Origin of the sequence: Nonomuraea sp. NPDC049625 (assembly GCF_040675285.1) — a bacterium.
GTDB lineage: Bacteria > Actinomycetota > Actinomycetes > Streptosporangiales > Streptosporangiaceae > Nonomuraea > Nonomuraea angiospora_A.
This window is the reverse complement of the sequence record NZ_JBFAOQ010000009.1, coordinates 14,430-33,692: the sequence shown is the minus strand read 5'-3', so window position 1 is coordinate 33,692 and position 19,263 is coordinate 14,430. Positions and strand designations below refer to the sequence as shown.

14 protein-coding genes are annotated in these 19,263 nt (G+C 72.0%); 6 read left to right on the top strand and 8 right to left on the bottom strand.

Annotated elements, in window-relative coordinates; genetic code table 11:
- Positions 1-55 precede the first annotated feature (55 nt).
- On the top strand, positions 56-1,657 hold the full coding sequence (locus tag AB0J87_RS34610; RefSeq protein ID WP_363972026.1) for an arylsulfatase: 1,602 nt from the start codon (positions 56-58) through the stop codon (positions 1,655-1,657).
- Here the strand turns inward: AB0J87_RS34610 and AB0J87_RS34605 are convergent.
- The 7 genes from AB0J87_RS34605 to AB0J87_RS34575 form a co-directional block, all read right to left on the bottom strand.
- Positions 1,636-2,172 carry an NUDIX hydrolase family protein gene (locus AB0J87_RS34605; protein WP_363972024.1) on the bottom strand — a complete coding sequence of 179 codons (537 nt, stop codon included), beginning with the start codon at positions 2,170-2,172 and terminating at the stop codon, positions 1,636-1,638. The two genes, AB0J87_RS34610 and AB0J87_RS34605, sit on opposite strands and share 22 nt — an antisense overlap.
- Positions 2,169-2,294: a hypothetical protein gene (locus AB0J87_RS34600; protein WP_355198530.1), complete on the bottom strand. Its 126-nt coding sequence runs from the start codon at positions 2,292-2,294 to the stop codon at positions 2,169-2,171. The genes AB0J87_RS34605 and AB0J87_RS34600 overlap by 4 nt, the downstream gene beginning before the upstream one ends.
- A complete protein-coding gene (nrfD, locus tag AB0J87_RS34595) occupies positions 2,291-3,307 on the bottom strand; it encodes an NrfD/PsrC family molybdoenzyme membrane anchor subunit (RefSeq protein WP_363972022.1) in 1,017 nt (338 codons plus the stop codon). Before nrfD ends, AB0J87_RS34600 begins: the two co-directional genes overlap by 4 nt.
- On the bottom strand, positions 3,304-4,101 hold the full coding sequence (locus AB0J87_RS34590) for a 4Fe-4S dicluster domain-containing protein (protein WP_363972020.1): 798 nt from the start codon (positions 4,099-4,101) through the stop codon (positions 3,304-3,306). Before AB0J87_RS34590 ends, nrfD begins: the two co-directional genes overlap by 4 nt.
- Positions 4,101-7,328 carry a formate dehydrogenase gene (gene fdh / locus AB0J87_RS34585; protein ID WP_363972018.1) on the bottom strand — a complete coding sequence of 1,076 codons (3,228 nt, stop codon included), beginning with the start codon at positions 7,326-7,328 and terminating at the stop codon, positions 4,101-4,103. Before fdh ends, AB0J87_RS34590 begins: the two co-directional genes overlap by 1 nt.
- Positions 7,329-7,400: 72 nt before the next feature.
- A complete protein-coding gene (locus AB0J87_RS34580; RefSeq protein ID WP_363972016.1) occupies positions 7,401-8,813 on the bottom strand; it encodes a rhamnulokinase family protein in 1,413 nt (470 codons plus the stop codon).
- A complete protein-coding gene (locus AB0J87_RS34575) occupies positions 8,810-9,811 on the bottom strand; it encodes a substrate-binding domain-containing protein (RefSeq protein ID WP_350727232.1) in 1,002 nt (333 codons plus the stop codon). The genes AB0J87_RS34580 and AB0J87_RS34575 overlap by 4 nt, the downstream gene beginning before the upstream one ends.
- Positions 9,812-10,162: 351 nt before the next feature.
- Between AB0J87_RS34575 and AB0J87_RS34570 the strand changes: the two genes are divergently transcribed.
- The 5 genes from AB0J87_RS34570 (at position 10,163) to AB0J87_RS34550 (ending at position 18,627) form a co-directional block, all read left to right on the top strand.
- A complete protein-coding gene (locus tag AB0J87_RS34570; RefSeq protein WP_363972014.1) occupies positions 10,163-12,091 on the top strand; it encodes a beta-galactosidase in 1,929 nt (642 codons plus the stop codon).
- 128 nt (positions 12,092-12,219) lie between these two features.
- Entirely contained in the window at positions 12,220-14,919 is a 2,700-nt protein-coding gene (locus AB0J87_RS34565; RefSeq protein WP_363972012.1) for a twin-arginine translocation signal domain-containing protein, read from the top strand.
- Between the two features lie 176 nt (positions 14,920-15,095).
- Entirely contained in the window at positions 15,096-15,413 is a 318-nt protein-coding gene (locus tag AB0J87_RS34560; RefSeq protein ID WP_363972010.1) for an L-rhamnose mutarotase, read from the top strand.
- 10 nt (positions 15,414-15,423) lie between these two features.
- Positions 15,424-16,581, top strand: coding sequence for an L-rhamnose isomerase (gene rhaI, locus AB0J87_RS34555; protein ID WP_363972008.1), 1,158 nt, complete (start codon positions 15,424-15,426; stop codon positions 16,579-16,581).
- A 6-nt stretch (positions 16,582-16,587) separates the two neighbouring features.
- Positions 16,588-18,627: a bifunctional aldolase/short-chain dehydrogenase gene (locus tag AB0J87_RS34550; protein WP_363972006.1), complete on the top strand. Its 2,040-nt coding sequence runs from the start codon at positions 16,588-16,590 to the stop codon at positions 18,625-18,627.
- 4 nt (positions 18,628-18,631) lie between these two features.
- Here the strand turns inward: AB0J87_RS34550 and AB0J87_RS34545 are convergent, their stop codons facing one another.
- Positions 18,632-19,165: a hypothetical protein gene (locus AB0J87_RS34545; protein WP_355198550.1), complete on the bottom strand. Its 534-nt coding sequence runs from the start codon at positions 19,163-19,165 to the stop codon at positions 18,632-18,634.
- Between the last annotated feature and the right edge of the window lie 98 nt (positions 19,166-19,263).

The window sequence follows — 19,263 nt, the reverse complement described above, 5'->3', positions numbered from 1 at the left end:
AAGTTCAGCTGCGATTTGTCTCCTATTCGCCTTGGGCTCCGATAGGTTGCGGTTCGTGATCGACGGGCCTTCGCGCCGTACCCTGCTCGCCGGAAGTCTCGCCGGCTTCGCCCTGCCCGAACCCGCTCTCGCGGCAGCAGGCCTGCCTTCACGGCCCAACATCGTCGTGATCCTGGCCGACGACCTGGGCTGGGGCGAGATCGGCAGCCAGGGACAGCGCCTGATCAGCACCCCCAACCTGGACCGGCTGGCGGCCGAGGGCGTGCGCTTCGAGACGGCCTACTCCGGGGCGCCGCTCTGCGCGCCGTCGCGCTGCGCGCTGCTCACCGGGCTGCACGCGGGTCACGGCACCGTACGCGAGAACCCGGAGGGCGGGCCGCAGCGCTCGCTGACCGACGCCGACCTCACCTTCGCCGAGCTGCTGCGCCTGTCCGGCTACCGCACGGCCTGCTTCGGCAAGTGGGGCTTCGGCCCCGAGCTGCCGGGCCAGGCCTCGCACCCGAACGAGCGCGGCTTCGAGGAGTTCTTCGGCTACATCGGCCACGCCCACGCCCACCAGTACTTCCCCAAGTACCTGTGGCACAACGGCGCCAAGGTGCGCCTCGACGGCAGGCAGTACGCGCCGGACCTGTTCCGCGAGCGGGCGACCGAGTTCATCCGGCGCGGCGGCGACGACCCGTTCCTGCTCTACTTCCCCACCAACCTGCCGCACTCGCCGAGCGTCATCCCCGGTGACGCCGGGCGCTACGAGAACCGGCCGTGGAGCGGCCCGAACCGGCGGCACGCCGCGCAGGTGGCCCGGCTCGACGCCGACGTGGCCACGCTGGTGCGGGAGTTACGCGCGGCCGGTGTCGCGGAGCACACGCTCGTGCTGTTCACCAGCGACAACGGGCCGCACAGCGAGAAGGGCGTGACGCCGGAGCTGTTCGACTCCAACGGGCCCTGGCGCGGGGACAAACGCGATGTCTACGAGGGCGGCATCCGCGTGCCGCTGATCGCCTGGTCGCCCGCGTTACGACCGCGCGTGGTGAAACAGCCGGTGGCCTCGTGGGACGTGCTGCCGACCCTCGCGGACCTGGCCGGCGTGCCGGTGCCCGCGCACCTCGACGGCCTGTCCTTCCGCGGCCTGCTCACCGGCGCGGGCGCCCCCAGGCACGACCACCTGGTGTGGAACCGGCCCCGCAAGGCCCAGGCGATCCGCCGCGGCCGGTGGAAGCTGGTCCGCTTCGCGCCGCACATCGCGGGCGCCGGGCCGGAGGGCCGGGTCGAGCTGTACGACCTGGCCACCGACCCGGGGGAACGCCGCGACCTGGCGGCGGAGCGGCTGGAGCTGGTGGACGAGCTGATGACCTTGCTGGACGACTCGATCGGCCCGGACCCGCGGATCCCGTACGGGCTGAAGACCGAGATCACCGGCGGCCAGGTCGTGGTGACGCTGTACAACGGCTCGTCGGTGCCCTGGCGCGAGGTCGAGCTGGGCCTGAACCGCGCGCGGGCCCGCGCGATGCCGCGCGTGGACCCGGGAACGGCGATCTCGGTCGGCTTCGCGCTGCCCGGCGGGAGCGGGAAGCGGGTCACGGCCCGCGCCGAGTTCGACGCGGGCGGCCGCTCCCTGTCCTTCAGCAAAGCCGTCTATCAGGGCAGGCAGCCGACGTAGGCGAGGGCCTGCTTGAGCAGCACGCCCTGCCCCCCGGTCATCTCCTGCTGCACCGCCAGGGACGCGGCGTCCTCCGGGGTGAACCACTCCAGGTCCAGGGCGTCCTGCCGGGGCCGGCAGTCGCCCGCGACGGGGACGATGTAGGCCAGGGAGACGGCGTGCTGGCGGGGGTCGTGGTAGGGGGTGACGCCGGGCGTGGGGAAGTACTCGGCGACGGTGAACGGCTGAGGGGAGGCGGGGATGTGGGGGAGCGCCACGGGGCCGAGATCCTTCTCCAGATGACGCAGGAGCGCGTCGCGGATCCGCTCGTGGTGCAGCACCCGTCCCGAGACCAGCGCCCGGCTGACCGTGCCGTCTGACGCGATGCGCAGCAGCAGGCCGACGCGGGTGACCACGCCGGTGTCGTCGACCCGCACCGGCACGGCGTCGACGTAGAGGATGGGCAGCTGGCCCCGCACCGACTCGAGTTCGTCGCGCGAGAGCCATCCAGGCGTGGTTTCGGTCTTTTCGGTCATCTGCTGATCGTACGTCCCCGGATCAGGCCCTCGGGAGCGGTCCTGCCCGCCAGCCAGGAAGCCGCGCAGGTGACCAGGACGATGCCGAAGAACGGCAGGTAGGCGATGACTTTGCGGCTCATGCGAGCTTCCTCCGTTGCCACTGGACGGTGTACTTGGGGTCGTTCGCGGACTCCATCCCGGCGCGGAAGATCCCGAACCGGGTGCACGCGGAGCCCGCGAGCAGGGCCGCGCCCGCCGCCACGGCCGCGATCCTGCTGCGCCGGCCGACGGTCACCCCGGCCAGCGCGCCCGCCAGCGACAGCGCCTCGCCCGCGCGCAGCAGCGGGCTGCGCTTGAGCGGCTCGGCCAGCGGCCCCAGCCGCCGCTCCATCCGGGTGGCGGCCACGCATTCGACGGCCGCGCCCAGCATCGCCACCCGGCGGGCCGGACCCGCCTCCGACAGCGGCGCGGCCAGCATCCCGAGCCCGCCCGCCGCCGCCGCGGCCGAGCCGGCGAACAGGAACGGCATCTCGCGGAACCCCTCGTGCCAGGCGGGCACGGCGGTGTCACAGATCAGCGCGGCGGTGTAGGTGGCCACCGCGGGCCCCACCAGGCCCGCCCCGACCGTGGCGGCCCGGCCCAGCCTGGGCAGGCGCCCGGACAGGTCGGCGGCCCCGGCGCACAGGGCCTGCGGTCCGTACGCCGTGAGGATCCACGTGCCGACGCTCATCGGCGAGGTCACCTTGAACACCCGCAGCATGTTGATGAACCGCTCGGGCCGCCCCAGGTCGTGGATCAGCGAGTAGAACGAGCCGCCCAGCGCGCACAGCGCGGCCACCCTGCCCACCCTGGCCAGGCGCGGCCTGCCGGTGAGCTCGGCGACGGCCGCCAGCGTGGACGACGCGCCGGCCAGGCCGCCCAGGAAGAGGTAGCCGGCGATGTCGTGCTCCTGCCACGTCGGCTCGTTGAGCACCGGCCGGCCGTAGTAGGAGTCGTAACCCTTCACTGGGCCCTTCACTGGGCCCTTCACTGGGCCCTTCTCTGGGCCCGCCTCCGGCGGCCTGCGCCGCTCGCCCGCGGAGCCCGGCGTGGCCTCGCGTTCGGTGCGCAGCTCGGCCGAGCCGTCCAGGCGCACGTCGGTCTGACTGGTCATCCCCGCCTCCTCCAGATCGGCAGCGCCGTCGCCGCCACGCCCGCCAGCAGGGCGAGCGCCGCGACCCCCGCGTGCCGCCACATCGACGGCAGGTCCCTCGTGGTCACCACGGGATCGGGCGGCAGGCCGTACACCTCGGGCTCGTCCAGCAGCAGGAAGAACGCCCCCATGCCGCCCACGCCGTCGCCCTGGTCGTGCCCGTACAGGCGGGCGGAGGCCGTCCCCGCCGCGCGCACCTGCTCGAGCCGGTGCTCGGCCCGCTCGCGCAGCTCGTCGAGGTCCCCGAACTGGATCGAGTCCGTCGGGCACGTCTTGGCGCACGCGGGCTCCTGCCCGTCGCCCAGCCGGTCGTAGCACATGGTGCACTTGGCGGCCACGCCGCTGCTCTCCCGCTTGCCGATCACCCCGAACGGGCAGGCGGGCACGCAGTAGCCGCACCCGTTGCAGATGTCCTGCTGCACCACGACCGTGCCGAACTCGGTGCGGAACAGCGAGCCCGTCGGGCACACGTCCAGGCAGGCCGCCTCCGTGCAGTGCTTGCACACGTCGGAGGCCATCAGCCAGCGGAAGTCCATGTCGCCGACCCCGGGCTCCTGGTTACCGAGCGGCCGGCGCTGCTCGACGAACGCGACGTGCCGCCAGGTGTCGGAGCCCAGGGTCACGGTGTTGTCGTAGGACATGCCGGTGAAGGCCAGACCGTCCTCGGGGACGGCGTTCCACTCCTTGCAGGCCACCTCGCACGCCTTGCAGCCGATGCAGATGCTGGTGTCGGTGAAGAACCCCACGCGGCCCATCACGCCTCCGTCCCCGTGCCGGCGCCGATGCCCGCGCGTTCCTGATAGGACCTGACCAGCTCCGGCAGCGCCGGCCCGCGCGGCCGCCGCCCGGGCCGGATGTCGGCCGCCAGGGCCTTGACCTCCTGGATGTGGGAGTTGGGGTCCAGTGAGATCGCCGACAGCTCGTTGGCCGCGTCGCCCCTGGCCAGGCCGTTGGGCCCGTAGTGGAACGGCAGCCCGATCTGGTGCAGCATCTTCCCGTCCAGGCGCAGCGACGGCATCCGGTCGGTGACCATGACCCTGGCCTCGATGGCGTTGCGCGCCGTGACGATCGTGGCCCAGTCGCCGTGCACGAGCCCGCGCTCGGCGGCCAGCTCCGGCGACACCTCGCAGAACATCTCCGGCTGCAGCTCCGCCAGGTACGGCGTGTGCCGGCTCATCCCGCCCGCCGTGAAGTGCTCGGTCAGCCGGTACGTCGTCACCACGTACGGGTAGACCGACGCGCCCGGCTCGTCGCCGCTCGGCTGGTAGCGGTTGTCCTCGTGCGGGTAGACCTTGCGCGCCGGGTTGCGCTGGTGGCCGTAGAGCGGGTTGGCCACCGGCGAGTCCTGGGGCTCGTAGTGCGTCGGCAGCGGCCCGTCCACCACCCCCGACGGGGCGAACAACCAGCCCTTCCCGTCGGCCTGCATGACGAACGGATCGGTCCCGGACAGCGCCGCCACACCCTGGGCGTCCTCCGAGGGCCGGAAACCGGGGTCCTTGTCCACGTCGATGTCCGGCACGTCGAACCCGGTCCACCGGCCCGCGTCCGCGTCCCACCAGACGAGCTTCTTGCGCTCGCTCCACGGGCTGCCGTCCGGCCTGGCCGAGGCCCGGTTGTAGAGGATCCGCCGGTTCGCCGGCCAGGCCCACCCCCATTCGGCGGCGATCCAGTCTTGCTCGGTGTGCGGCTTGCGGCGGGCGGCCCGGTTGACGCCGCCGGCGTGCACGCCGCAGTAGATCCAGCAGCCGCACGCCGTGGAGCCGTCGTCCTTGAGCTCGCCGGCCCCGGACAGAGGCCGCCGATCGGGCCCCCAGCCGTTGATCTCCGCCAGCACGGCCTCCGCGGACGGCTCCGACAGCTCGCCCACGAGCGGGTAGTCCCAGGTGAGCTCGAGCACCGGCGCGTCCATCGGATCGGCCGAGCCCGCCAGCTTCTCCCGGATGATCCGCCCCAGGTGGTACATGAACCACAGGTCGCTGCGCGCGTCACCGCCCGGCTCGACCGCCTGGTGGTGCCACTGGAGCAGCCGGTTGGTGTTGGTGAAGCTGCCGCTCTTCTCGGTGTGCGACGCCGCGGGGAAGAAGAACACCTCGGTGCCGATGTCCTCGGTGATCAGCTCGCCCGTCTCGATCTCCGGGCCGTCCTTCCACCAGGTGGCGCTCTCGATCAGGTTGAAGTCGCGGACCACCAGCCAGTCGAGGTTCGCCATGCCCAGGCGCTGCATCCGGGTGTTGGCCGAGCCGACCGCGGGGTTCTCGCCGAGCAGGAAGTAGCCCTTGCAGACGCCGTCGAGCTGCGCCAGCACGGTGTCGTACGTGCTGTGCGACCCGGTCAGCCTGGGCAGGTAGCCGAACCTGAAGTCGTTGTCCGGCTGGGCCGACTCGCCCCACCACGCCTTGAGCAGGCTGATCAGGTACGCGGACATGTTCGCCCAGCAGCCCTTGTGCGGCGAGTCGGCCCGCAGGAACTTGCGCAGGCTCAGATCCTCGTGCGCGTGCGGCATCGGGATGTAACCAGGCAGCAGGTTGAACAGCGTGGGCACGTCGCTGGAGCCCTGGATGCTGGCGTGCCCGCGCAGCGCCTGGATGCCGCCGCCTGGCCGGCCCAGGTTGCCCAGCAGCAGCTGCAGGATGCTCGCCGCTCTGATGAACTGCGCGCCGTCGCTGTGCTGCGTCCAGCCCACCGCGTAGACGAACTCGGCGGTCTTGTCCGGGCCGGAGTTGTCCGTCAGATGGCGGCACACCCGCTGGAACAGCTCGGGCGGCACCCCGCACACCCGCTCCACCATCTCCGGGGTGTAGCGGGCGAAGTGGCGGCGCAGCACCTGCATGACGCAGCGCGGGTGGCTCAGCGTCTCGTCGCGCTGCGGCGTCCCGTCCATCGGCAGGCCGGTGGCGCCGAGCATCTCGGAGTGGCCCGGCGGCAGCTTGCCCACCCGCCGCTCGTAGTCCACGTCCCGCGCGCCGGAGGCCGGGGAGACCGTCATTCCCTCGTACTGCCAGGTCTCGTCGTCGTAGACGCGGGTCTCCGGGTCGAAGCCGGAGAACACGCCGTCGAGGTCCTCGGCGTCGCGGTAGTCCGCCCGCAGGATGGTGGCCGCGTTGGTGTAGTTGACCACGTACTCGTGGAAGTACAGGTCGTTGTCCAGCACGTGGTTGATGATCCCGCCGAGGAAGGCCACGTCGGAGCCCGCGCGGATGGGCACGTGCAGGTCGGCCAGCGCGCTCGTGCGCGTGAAGCGCGGATCGATGTGGATGATCACCGCGCCGCGCGCCTTGGCCTCCATCACCCACTGGAAGCCGACCGGATGCGCCTCGGCGAAGTTGGAGCCCTGGATGACCACGCAGTCGGAGTGCTGCAGGTCCTGCATGAACGTGGTGGCCCCGCCCCGGCCGAACGACGTGCCGAGCCCGACCACGCTGGAGCTGTGGCAGACGCGGGCCTGGTTCTCGATCTGCACCACGCCGAGCGCCGTCAGCAGCTTCTTGATGAGGTAGTTCTCCTCGTTGTCCAGCGTCGCGCCGCCCAGGCTGGCGATGCCCAGGGTCCTGGCGGTGCGCTTGCCGTCCCGCTCCCACTCCCAGGTCTCGCGCCTGGTGGCGATGACCCGGTCGGCCACCATGTCCATGGCCGTGTCGAGGTCGATCTCCTGCCAGTCGGCCCCGCCCGGCGGGCGGTAGAGCGCCTTGTGCCGGCGGCCGGACGCGGTGGTGAGCTGGAGGCTGGCCGCGCCCTTGGGGCACAGCCGGCCGCGGCTGATGGGGGAGTCGGGGTCGCCCTCGATCTGGACGACCCGTTCATCCCGTACGTACACGTTCTGGGCGCAGCCCACCGCGCAGTACGGGCAGATTGACTTGACCACCCGGTCGGCCGTGGCCGTGCGGGCGCGCAGCGCCGCCGTCCTGGCCGACTTCACCGCCGCTCCCCGCCCGCTGCGGTCCTCGCCGGTCAGCTGCCGCAGCAGCGGCCAACGCATGTCCATGACGCCCCCCGAAACCCCTGGCCGGGTTTCTGCCCTGCTCCCGGGAGGCGAAAACCCGCAGGTCGAAGGGGGTCAGGCGAGGCGCGCGGCGGCCTTCTCCCACGCCTGCGAATCGCCGGAGGGCTCGTAGCGGCGCAGCGGCTGGGAGGCGGCGACCAGCGAGCGCATCTCCGCCAGGTCCGAGACGAGGCCCGCCGAGCGCGCCTGCACGAGCACGTTGCCGAGCGCGGTCGCCTCCGCGGGCCCGGCCACCACCGGCAGCCCGCAGGCGTCCGCGGTGAGCTGACACAGCAGCTCGTTGCGCGAGCCGCCGCCCACCAGGTGGACGACCTCGACGTCGCGCCCGGACAGCTCCATCGCCTGCCGCACGGCCAGCCGGTGCCCGAGCGCCAGGCTCTCCAGCACGCACCGCACGTACGCGGCCGGGGACGACGGAGGCTCCTGCCCCGTGCGGCGGCACTCGGCGGCGATCCTGGCCGGCATGTCGCCCGGCGGCAGGAACCCCGGCTCGTCCGGGTTGACCACGGCCGCGAACGGCCGCTCGCCCGCCGCCGCCTTCAGCAGCTCGCGCAGGTCGGAGCCCGGCCAGGCGCGCAGGCACTCCTGCAGCAGCCACAGCCCCATGACGTTGCGCAGGTAGCGGACGGTGCCGTCGATGCCGGCCTCGTTGGTGAAGTTCGCGGCCCGGCTCTCGGGCGTCAGGACGGGCTCCGGCAGCTCCACCCCGGCCAGCGACCACGTGCCGCACGAGATGTAGGCGAAAGCCGGACCGGAGGCGGGCACGGCGGCCACGGCCGAGGCCGTGTCGTGCGAGCCGACCGCCGTGACGGGCGCCGACCAGCCGACCACGTCGGCCACGTGCCGGCGCAGCTTTCCGACCGCCTCGCCGGGCTGGCGCAACGGCGGGAACAGCCCGGCCGGCAGCCCGAGCTGCTCGATCAGGGGGAACGCCCACGACCTGGTGCGCACGTCGAGCAGTCCCGTCGTCGAGGCGTTGGTCACCTCCGCGCCCACCTCGCCGGTGAGCCAGTAGCCGATCAGGTCGGGGATCAGCAGCATCGTCACGGCCCCGTCGAGCCGGTCGGCCAGCAGCTGGTAGAGCGTGTTGAACGGCAGCACCTGCAGCCCGGACACGTCGTACAGGGTCTCCGCCCCGACCGACCCGGCCACCCGCTCGGCCACCCCTCGCGTGCGGTCGTCGCGGTAGTGCACCGGGTTGCCCATCAGCCGGTACGACTCGTCGAGCAGCCCGTAGTCGACCGCCCACGAGTCCACGCCGATGGACGACACCGGGCCCGCGTCGCGCAGGCCGTCGAGGATCTCCGAGTAGAGGCCGGTGATGTCCCAGTGGAGGCGGCCCGCCTCGGTCACCGGCTCGTTGGGGAAGCGGCGGACCTCGGTCAGCTCCAGGCCGTCGGAGAGGTCGGCCAGCATCACCCGGCCGCTGGAGGCCCCGAGGTCGACGGCGGCGAAACGGCGGCTCATTGTGTGGACTCCCTGGCGACGAGCTCGGGCTGGAACATGATGTGCTGGTGCGCGTGCGTCTCCGGGTTGTCGCACTCGTCCAGCAGCAGCTCGGTGGCGATCCGGCCGAGCTGGTAGGTCGGCTGCCGCATCGAGCTGAGCGAGACGGTGGAGGCGGCGGCGAAGTCGATGTCGTCGTAGCCCATCAACGCCACGTCCTCCGGCACCCGCACGCCCGACCGCAGCAGCGCGCGCAGCACGCCGAGCGCGAGCAGGTCGTTGGCGCAGAACACGGCCTCGGGCAGGCCGTTCTCGATCAGGTCGGCGGCCGCCTTCTCGCCCGCGCGGGCCGTCATCGTCGCGGTCTCGGCCACCTTCAGGTCGCCGGGGTCGAGCCCGGCGCCCCGCATCGCGGCCTTGGCGCCCTCCCAGCGCTCCACGCACTGCCTGATCGTCATCGGGCCCGTCACGTAGGCGACGGTGCGCGCGCCCTTGGCCAGCAGGTGGGTGACCGCGGCCCGGCCGCCCGCGACGTCGTCCACGGCCACGGCGCACTGGTCGGGCCGGTGCGCCGGGTGGTCGACCAGGACGACGCTGATGCCGCGCTCGCGCAGCCGGTCGAGTCGGCCCGGGTCCTCGCCGGAGGGGGTGATCAGCACGCCGCGCACCCGGTGCTCGGCCAGCACCCGCAGGTTGCGCTCCTCCTTGTCCTGCGAGCCCGCCGAGTTGCCCAGGATGACCGCGTAGCCGAGCTCGCTGGCCACGTCCTCGACCCCGGCCGCGACCTCGGTGAAGAACGGGTTGCCGATGTCGATCACGCTCAGGCCGATCGTCCTGCTGTGCCCGGCGCGCAGCGTCGAGGCCGAGCCGTGCCGGACGAACCCCAGCTCGCTGATCGCCGCCTCCACCCGCTCCCGGGTGGCGGGCGCGACTTTTCCGGGCCGGTTCAGTACGTTGGAGACCGTGCCCGGGGAGACGCCGGCGTGTGCGGCGACGTCCTTGATGCTGACCATGGCCATGGGGACCAATTAAAACGTACTAACGACTGGGGCGCCAGTCGCGGTACCGGTGGAGCGGTGTTTCCGGGTCTGGAGTGGGCGGAGTTGTCCGGGTGTCGAGTAAAACGTTTGTATCGCGATGCGCACGGAGACCGCTTTCCCCGCTTTTCATAACGTTAAGATAACCCCCGTGTCACGGGTCACGCCTGGATTCGGCGGGCCTGCCTGCGCAATCACCCCTGTTGATCAGCGGGAACCCGCCCGGGGTGGCGAGCCGGGCCTTGTGCGACGCGCGCGAGGAACGTTTTAATCCCCCGTAAACGCTGACGTAACACGCTGTGAGCGCTAACAGACTTGCGAAAGGCAGGTTTCATGCCGGACGTCATCGCCTATGGCGGGGACTGGAATCCAGAGCAGTGGCCCGAGGAGACGTGGGAGCAGGACGTCGCGCTGATGCGTGCGGCCGGCGTCAACCGGGTCAGCGTCGGCATCTTCTCCTGGTCGCTGCTGGAGCCGGCCGAGGGAGTCTTCGACTTCGGCTGGTTCGACCGCGTGATGGACCTGCTGGCCACGAACGGGATCAAGGCCAACCTCTCCACGCCGACCGCCGCGCCGCCGCCCTGGTTCGGGGACACCTACCCGGAGGCGCTGCCGGTGGACGCCGACGGGCGTCGGCTGACCTACGGCAGCAGGCAGGGCTTCTGCCCCAGCTCGCCGATCTACCGCGAGAAGGCGCTTCGCATCGCCGAGCAGCTGGCCACGCGCTACCGGGACCACGAGGCGCTGGCCCTGTGGCACGTGCACAACGAGTACGGCTGCCACAACGCGCGCTGCTTCTGCGACACCTCGGCGGCGGCCTTCCGCGCCTGGCTGCGCTCGCACTACGCCTCGCTCGACGCGCTCAACGACGCCTGGGGCACCGCCTTCTGGTCCCAGCGCTACGGCGACTGGGCCCAGATCCTGCCGCCGCGCGCCACCCCCACCTTCCCCAACCCCGGCCAGCAGCTCGACTTCCGCCGCTTCAGCTCCGACGCGCTCATCGAGCTCTACACCGCCGAGCGCGACCTGCTCAGGAAGATCACGCCGGACGTGCCCGCGACCACCAACCTGATGGCGGGCGCGCACTGGGACATGGACTGCTGGGCCTTCGCCGCCGAGATGGACGTGGTCTCCACCGACCACTACCTGATCGGCGCCCGCGCGGAGCCGCACATCGACCTGGCCTTCGCCGCCGACTACGCCCGCTCGCTCAACGGCGGCCGGCCCTGGCTGCTGATGGAGCACTCGACCAGCGCCGTCAACTGGCAGCCGCGCAACCGCGCCAAGGCCCCCGGCGAGCTGCGCCGCAACTCCCTGACCCACCTGGCCAGGGGCGCGGACGGGATCATGTACTTCCAGTGGCGGGCCTCCCGCGCCGGCGCCGAGAAGTGGCACTCGGCGATGCTGCCGCACGCGGGCACCGACACCAAGATCTGGCGGGAGGTGACCGCGCTCGGCGCCGAGCTGGCCGGGCTCGCCGACGTGGCGGGCAGCACCGTCAGCGCCGACGTCGCGATCCTCCTCGACCACTCCAGCGTCTGGGCCCAGGACCACCCGGCCCAGCCCTCCGTGGACATGGACCCGGTGGAGGAGGCCAAGCGCTGGCACGCCGCGCTCTGGCGGGCCGGCGTCACCTGCGACCTGGCCCACCCCGAGGGCGACCTGACCGGCTACCGCCTGGTGCTGGTCCCCGCGCTCTACCTGGTGAGCGACGCGGGGGCGGCCAACCTGGCGCGGTTCGTGGAGCGGGGCGGGGTCGCGCTCGTGGGCCCGTACAGCGGGATCGTGGACGAGCACGACCGGGTGCGGCTCGGCGGCTACCCCGGGGCGTGGCGCGACCTGCTCGGGGTGAGCGTGGAGGAGTTCTTCCCCCTCGACGGGCCGATCGCGCTGACCTCGGGCGCGTCGGGGACCGCCTGGAGCGAGGTGGCGCACGCCGCCGGCGCGAAGGTCCTCGACACGTACGCCACCGGAGAGCCCGCCTGGACCCGCAACGAGTGGGGTGACGGGTTCGCGCACTACCTCACGACCAGACTCGACGACGACGGCCTGGCCGAGGTCATCGCCGCCGTCGCGACGGAGGCGGGCGTCGAACCCGTCGCGGCCGCCCCCGCCGGGGTCGAGGTCGTACGACGCTCGCACGCGGACGGCCGCTCCTACCTGTTCGCCGTCAACCACACGGGCGAGGACGCCGTCGTGACCCCGCCCGGCGGCGACCCGGTCACGGTGGCGGCCGGCGACGTCCGCGTGATCTCCGCCTGACGGCGGGGCGCCCGCGGGCGTTCCGCCATATGGCTCTGGAAAGCGCTTCCCCTCAGGGAGCGGCGCCACCGACCAACCCCCCTGAGGGGCGCGTGCGAGCGCGCCCCTCCCCGCCTGGAGGTGTACCTGTGTCCGAGCAGATCTCACGCCGCGACGCCCTGAAGGGGTTAGCCGTCGCCGGAGCAGCCGTCCCGCTGGCCTCGGCGCTGGAGTCCCCCGCGCTGGCCGCGCTGGCCGTCCCCGACGTCCCCCTGCGCTGGCTGGAGGACAGGCCCGCCGAGGCGCCCGGCACCACCTGGGGCGTCCCGTGGCCGAAGGGCGCCGTGGCCAAGGAGCAGGCGTTCGCGCTCACCGCGGCCGACGGCGCCGCCGTGCCGGTGCAGACGTGGCCGCTGGCGTACTGGCCGGACGGGTCCCTGAAGTGGACGGCCCACGCGGTCGGCCCCGCGACGCCCGCGGCCGAGACGTACACGCTGCGGCCCGGCACCGCCGCCGCCCCCGCCAAGCCGGTCACCGTCAAGGACGAGAAGCAGTACGTGGACGTGGACACCGGCGTGATCCGCGCCCGCGTCCGCAAGAGCGGCAGCGAGCTGATCAGCCAGATCTGGCGCGGCGAGACCGAGATCGCCCGCAAGGGGCAGCTCGTCAACCTCCGCCAGGGCAAGATCGACGACGATGACGACCGTACGGTCGAGGTCGACTCCTACCTGAGCGACATCTCGAAGGTGGAGGTCGAGCAGTCCGGCCCGGTGCGCGCGGTCGTCCGGATCGAGGGCCGCCACACCTCCAAGAAGGGCCGTTCGTGGCTGCCGTTCACGATCCGGCTCTACTTCTACGCGGGCGCGGAGAGCGTGCGGATGACGCACACGTTCGTGTTCGACCGCGACGGGCAGCACGACTTCGTCGCCGGGCTCGGCGTGCGCTTCCGCGTCCCGATGCGGGACGAGCCGTACAACCGGCACATCCGGTTCGTCGGCGACGGGCACGGCCTGCTCACCGAGGCCGTCAAGGGCATCACGGGCCTGCGCCGCGACCCCGGCGCGGCCGTGCGGAAGGCGCAGGTGGAGGGCCGGCGGCTGCCGGACATCGCCACCTGGGACACGCGGGTCAGCAGCCGCGTCCAGCTCATCCCCGACTGGGGCGACTACTCCCTCGCCCAGCTGTCCTCCGAGGGCTTCACGCTCAAGAAGCGCACCAAGAAGGGGTACGGCTGGGTCGCCGTCGACCAGGGCCGGCGGGCCTCCGGGCTCGGGTACGTGGGCGGGACGAGCGGCGGGTTCGCGTTCGGCCTGCGGGACTTCTGGCAGCGGCATCCCACCCAGCTCGACATCCGCGGGGCCGCGTCGGAGGAGGCCGAGGTCACCGTCTGGCTCTGGTCGCCGGAGGCCGGGCCGATGGACACCCGCTTCTACCACGACGGCATGGGCCAGGACACCTACCCGGAGCAGATCGAGGGCCTCAACATCACGTACGAGGACTACGAGCCCGGCTTCGGCACGCCGCTCGGGATCGCGCGTACGAGCGAGCTGACCTTCTGGGCGCTGGCCGCCACCCCGGACGCCGCCCGGTTCGGGGCGATGGCCGACGCCGTCCGGACGCCGCCGCTGATCGTCGCGCCGCCCGCGCACCTGGCCTCCGCCAAGGTCTTCGGCGGCCTGTTCAGCCCCGTCGACCGGTCGACGCCCGGCAGGAAGACCATCGAGGACCGCCTCGACTTCCTCTTCGACTACTACCGCAAGCAGGTCGAGCAGCGGCACTGGTACGGGTTCTGGGACTACGGCGACATCATGCACACGTTCGACGAGGACCGGCACGTGTGGCGCTACGACGTCGGCGGTTACGCCTGGGACAACTCGGAGCTGTCGCCCGACCTGTGGCTCTGGTACGCGTACCTGCGCTCGGGGCGCGCCGACGTGTTCCGCTTCGCCGAGGCGATGACCCGGCACACCGGCGAGGTGGACGTCTACCACCTCGGGCCCTGGGCCGGGCTCGGCAGCCGGCACAACGTGCAGCACTGGGGGTGCAGCGCCAAGCAGCAGCGCATCTCGACCGCGGTCTACCGGCGCATCTTCTACTTCCTGACCGCCGACGAGCGCACCGGCGACCTCATGCGGGCCCTGGTGGACTCCGACAAGACGTTCCTGGCCATCGACCCGCTCCGCAAGATCCGCACGGAGCCGTACACGCCGGATCCGTCGGCCCTCGCGATCGGGCTGGGCACCGACTGGAGCGGCCTGGCCGCCGCCTGGCTGACCGAATGGGAACGCGGCGGGGACCCGGTGGCCGAGAAGAAGCTCAAGGCCACCATGCGCACCATCGCCGCCATGCCCAACGGCTTCGTCACCGGCGAGGGCCTCTACAACCTCAGCACCGGCGAGTTCGCCCCGGCCGCGCGCAAGGTCGCGGTGTCCCATCTGTCGGCCATGTTCGGCCAGGTCGAGATCTGCGCCGAGCTCATCGACCTGGTGGACATGCCGGACTTCGAGCGGGCCTGGCTCCAGTACTGCCGCCTGTTCAACGCCACCAAGGCCGAGCAGGCCGCCGAGACGGGCGCGAACTTCGGCAACCTCATCCTCAAGCAGGGGCACTCCCGGCTCACGGCGTACGCGTCGGTCCGGCTCCGGCGCGACGACCTCGCCACCCGGGCGTGGACGGAGTTCGCCACGGGGGACGGCTACGCGCCGGACCTGCCGTGGAAGTCGGAGAAGGTCACGACGACCCTCAACCCGACGGACGAGGCGGCCTGGGTCTCCACCAACACCACGGCACTGTACGGGCTGGCGGCCATCCAGAACCTGGCCCTCGTCGGCGACAAACTCCCCACCTGACCACCCCACGCCGCCCGGTGGTTCGCTGCCGGGCGGCGGGCGGGCCGGGGATTAAAACGTGTCAGTGTAGCTGCGCGATCACCCGGCGGGGTCCATGGGTGGGAGCGCATTGACAGCGAGCACCAGGAATCATAGTTTCCTGCACGAAGGATTAAAACGTTTTGAAGGGAGTGTCAGTGCAACGCGTCTGCTTCCTGCTGAAAGTCCGCCCAGAGCGGCTGGCGGAGTACCGCGAACGCCACCGAGACGTCTGGCCGGAGATGCGAGAGGCGCTCGCGCGTACCGGCTGGCACAACTACTCGCTCTTCCTCAAAGACGACGGCCTCCTCGTGGGCTACCTGGAGACCGAGGACTTCGAGGCGGCCAGGAAGGCCATGGCCGAGACCGAGGTCAACGCCCGCTGGCAGGCCGAGATGGCGCCGTTCTTCGAGAGCCTCGACAGGCGGCCCGACGAGGGCATGCACCCGCTGGACGAAGTGTTCCACCTGGATTGATCGGGGAGTAATGACTGACATCAAGGCCGCGCTGCGGGCGCAGCACATCGAGACGCCGTCCTGGGCCTACGGCAACAGCGGCACGCGGTTCAAGGTGTTCGCACAGAAGGGGGTGCCGCGCGACCCGTACGAGAAGCTCGCCGACGCCGCCCAGGTGCACGCCTACACCGGGATCGCCCCCACGGTCGCCCTGCACATCCCGTGGGACAAGGTGGACGACTACGCCGACCTGGCCAGGCACGCCCGCGAGCTGGGCGTGGGGATCGGAGCCATCAACTCCAACGTCTTCCAGGACGACGACTACATGCTGGGCAGCGTCACCAACCCGGACGCGCGGGTGCGCCGCAAGGCCACCGACCACCTGCTCGAGTGCGTGGACATCATGGACGCCACCGGCTCCGACACGCTCAAGCTGTGGTTCTCGGACGGCATCAACTACCCGGGCCAGGACGACATCAGGGCCCGCCAGGACCGCCTGGCCGAGTCCCTGGCGCAGGTGTACGACCGGCTCGGCGAGGGCCAGCGCTTCCTGCTGGAGTACAAGCTCTTCGAGCCCGCCTTCTACGCCACCGACGTGCCCGACTGGGGCACCGCGTACGCCCACTGCGTCAAGCTCGGCCCCAAGGCGCAGGTCGTGGTGGACACCGGCCACCACGCGCCGGGCACCAACATCGAGTTCATCGTGGCGTTCCTGCTGCGCGAGGGCAAGCTCGGCGGGTTCGACTTCAACTCGCGCTTCTACGCCGACGACGACCTGATGGTGGGGGCGGCGGACCCGTTCCAGCTGTTCCGCATCATGTTCGAGGTGGTCCGCGGCGGCGGGCTCGACCCCGAGGCCGGCGTGGCGTTCATGCTCGACCAGTGCCACAACATCGAGCCCAAGATCCCGGGTCAGATCCGCTCGGTCATGAACGTCCAGGAGGCCACCGCCAAGGCGCTGCTGGTGGACCGGGAGGCGCTGGCCGCCGCCCAGTCCGAGGGCGACGTGCTGGGCGCGAACGCCGTGTTCATGGACGCCTACAACACCGACGTGCGGCCGCTGCTCGCCGAGCTGCGGGAGGAGTCGGGGCTGGCGCCCGACCCGATGACCGCGTACGCCAAGTCCGGATATTTCGAGAAGATCGCCACCGAGCGTGTCGGCGGCAACCAGGCCGGCTGGGGGGCCTGACCAACCATGGAAGTCGTTAAGGAACTGCTGGAGCGCTCGCACCGGCTGGGCGCCGACCCGCGCAACACCAACTACGCGGGCGGCAACACCTCGGCCAAGGGTGCGGCGCCCGACCCGGTCACCGGCCAGGACGTCGAACTCCTCTGGGTCAAGGGCTCGGGCGGCGACCTGGGCACGCTGAAGGAGTCCGGGCTCGCCGTGCTCCGCCTGGACCGCCTGCGCGCGCTCGTGAACGTCTACCCGGGCGTGGAGCGCGAGGACGAGATGGTCGCCGCGTTCGACTACTGCCTGCACGGCAAGGGCGGCGCCGCGCCGTCGATCGACACCGCCATGCACGGCCTGGTCGAGGCCGCGCACGTCGACCACCTGCACCCCGACGCCGGGATCGCGCTCGCGACCGCGGCCGACGGCGAGGAGCTGACCAGGCGCGTCTTCGGCGACCGCGTGGTGTGGGTGCCGTGGCGGCGGCCCGGCTTCCAGCTCGGCCTGGACATCGCCGCCATCAAGGAGGCCAACCCGAAGGCCATCGGCTGCATCCTCGGCGGCCACGGCATCACCGCCTGGGGCGCCACGGCGCAGGAGTGCGAGTCCCGCTCGCTGGAGATCATCCGCGCCGCGGAGGCGTACCTGGCCGAGCACGGCCGCCCCGACCCGTTCGGCTCGGTGATCTACGAGACGCTGCCGGAGGCCGAGCGGCACGCGCGGGCCGCCGCGCTGTTCCCGCACATCCGCGGCCTGGCCTCCACCGACCTCCGCGTCGTCGGCCACTACACCGACACGCCCGAGGTGCTGGACTTCGTCTCCCGCGCCGAGCACCCGCGCCTGGCGGCGCTGGGCACGTCCTGCCCCGACCACTTCCTGCGGACCAAGGTCGCGCCGCTGGTGCTCGACCTGCCGCCGGACGCGTCCCTGGAGCAGGCCGTCGAACGGCTGCGCGAGCTGCACACCGCCTACCGCGCCGACTACACCGCCTACTACGACCGCAACGCCACCCCGGACTCGCCGCCCATGCGCGGCGCGGACCCGGCGATCGTGCTGGTGCCGGGCGTCGGCATGTTCTCGTTCGGCAAGGACAAGCAGACCGCCCGCGTGGCCGGCGAGTTCTACGTCAACGCCATCAACGTCATGCGCGGGGCCGAGTCCGTCTCCACGTACGCGCCCATCCCCGAGTCGGAGAAGTTCCGGATCGAGTACTGGGAGCTGGAGGAGGCCAAGCTCCGCCGCATGCCCAAGCCGAAGCCCCTGGCCACCCGCGTCGCGCTGGTGACCGGCGGCGGCTCGGGCATCGGCGCGGCCACCGCCCGCCGCCTGGCCGCCGAGGGCGCCTGCGTGGTGGTCGCCGACCGCGACGTGGCCGCCGCGGAGAAGGTCGCCGCCGAGATCGGCGCGGCCGCGTACCGGGTGTCCGACGTCGCGGTGGCGGTCGCCGTGGACGTCACCTCGGAGGAGCAGGTCGCCGCGGCGGTACGCGCGGGCGTGCTGGCCTTCGGCGGCGTGGACCTGGTCGTCAACAACGCCGGCCTGTCGCTGTCCCGCGCGCTGCTGGAGACCACCCTCGACGACTGGGACCTGCAGCACGACGTGATGGCCAGGGGCTCGTTCCTGGTGGCGCGCGAGACGGCCCGGGTCCTGATCGACCAGGGGCTGGGCGGCGACATCGTCTACATCTCCTCCAAGAACGCCGTCTTCGCCGGCCCGAACAATGTCGCCTACGGCGCGGCCAAGGCCGACCAGGCGCACCAGGTCCGGCTGCTGGCGGCCGAGCTGGGCACGCACGGCATCCGCGTCAACGGGATCAACCCCGACGGCGTCGTACGCGGCTCCGGCATCTTCGCCTCCGGCTGGGGCGCCAACCGCGCGGCCGTCTACGGCGTGGAGGAGGAGAAGCTCGGCGAGTTCTACGCCCAGCGGACCCTGCTCAAGCGCGAGGTCCTGCCCGAGCACGTGGCCGCCGCCGTCTTCGCCCTCACCGGCAACGACCTCACCCACACCACGGGCCTGCACATCCCGGTGGACGCGGGCGTGGCCGCCGCCTTCCTGCGCTGACCGCTCAGGAGTAGGCCGCCACCATCCCGATCACCGTCAGCGCCATTCCGGCCGCCGTGACCAGGAAACCCCCGGCCACGGCGGCCCGCCGCCCCCTGCGCGCGCCCGCCCAGTACATGATCACGTACGGCAGGAACCCCAGCCCTCCGAACCCGACCGCCGGCAACGTCAAGGCCGCCAGGACCCCCTTCGTCCCGGCCGGGACCGCGCGGTCGCCTTCCGGCGTGAGCTGGGCCCGCGTCATGTCGCCCGCCTCGGAGTCCGGCGAGGCGTCCACCGCCACGGCGCTGCCGCCGGAGTCGGGAGTGAAGATCCCCTGGCAGTCGTAGCGACCCTGGCCCAGCGCCTCGCACGAGGCCACCCGCAGCGTCCCCGGCGTGCCGGCCCGCCCTGTGGCCAGCTCCAGATCGCCGATCGCGAACGCCACCGGCGCCAGGCACACCGTCAGCCAGAGCAGCACGAGGACGATCCGCCCGAGCCGCCCCGGATCCCTCCCACCAGGGGTGACGAACTGGATATCGGGCATGAAGTCGCTCATGTGCCCCATCGTCGCCGCCCCGGCTTGGCATTCACCTGCAGCCCACTGGGAACACTCACCGTCTCACCATGTGGTCATCTGGACGCCTCCAGCTTGCA

Coding starts and splice junctions, on each gene's coding strand:
- AB0J87_RS34605 (WP_363972024.1), bottom strand. CDS start 2,172: ATGACCGAAAAGACCGAAACCACGCCTGGATGGCTCTCGCGCGACGAA.
- AB0J87_RS34600 (WP_355198530.1), bottom strand. CDS start 2,294: ATGAGCCGCAAAGTCATCGCCTACCTGCCGTTCTTCGGCATCGTCCTG.
- AB0J87_RS34550 (WP_363972006.1), top strand. CDS start 16,588: ATGGAAGTCGTTAAGGAACTGCTGGAGCGCTCGCACCGGCTGGGCGCC.
- AB0J87_RS34580 (WP_363972016.1), bottom strand. CDS start 8,813: ATGAGCCGCCGTTTCGCCGCCGTCGACCTCGGGGCCTCCAGCGGCCGG.
- nrfD (WP_363972022.1), bottom strand. CDS start 3,307: ATGACCAGTCAGACCGACGTGCGCCTGGACGGCTCGGCCGAGCTGCGC.
- fdh (WP_363972018.1), bottom strand. CDS start 7,328: ATGGACATGCGTTGGCCGCTGCTGCGGCAGCTGACCGGCGAGGACCGC.
- AB0J87_RS34575 (WP_350727232.1), bottom strand. CDS start 9,811: ATGGCCATGGTCAGCATCAAGGACGTCGCCGCACACGCCGGCGTCTCC.
- rhaI (WP_363972008.1), top strand. CDS start 15,424: ATGACTGACATCAAGGCCGCGCTGCGGGCGCAGCACATCGAGACGCCG.
- AB0J87_RS34545 (WP_355198550.1), bottom strand. CDS start 19,165: ATGAGCGACTTCATGCCCGATATCCAGTTCGTCACCCCTGGTGGGAGG.
- AB0J87_RS34570 (WP_363972014.1), top strand. CDS start 10,163: ATGCCGGACGTCATCGCCTATGGCGGGGACTGGAATCCAGAGCAGTGG.
- AB0J87_RS34590 (WP_363972020.1), bottom strand. CDS start 4,101: ATGGGCCGCGTGGGGTTCTTCACCGACACCAGCATCTGCATCGGCTGC.